Here is a 208-nt window from a genome sequence, read left to right on the forward strand (position 1 = left end):
GGCGCATGCGCGATGAACTTTTGAACGAAACCATGTTCCGGAACATGGCGCACGCCCGTGCTGTGATCCGGGCCTGGGCGGATGACTTCAACGAAACACGCCCGCATTCGGCGCTTGGCTACCAGACGCCCAAGGCATTCGCCGAACACCTCACCACCGCAACCGACACCCGCGCTGCGCCATCTGAAAGCTCCGCACGGATGTCGGT

General features: G+C 62.5%; 1 protein-coding gene. It reads left to right on the forward strand.

Annotation, left to right across the window (positions count from 1 at the left end; all coding sequences use genetic code 11):
- Nucleotides 1-208 (forward strand): transposase (locus GZH79_RS18570; RefSeq protein ID WP_249219301.1); only part of this gene is annotated, 208 nt, incomplete at both ends.

Origin of the sequence: Loktanella sp. SALINAS62, from assembly GCF_018263905.1 — a bacterium.
Lineage (GTDB): Bacteria > Pseudomonadota > Alphaproteobacteria > Rhodobacterales > Rhodobacteraceae > Loktanella.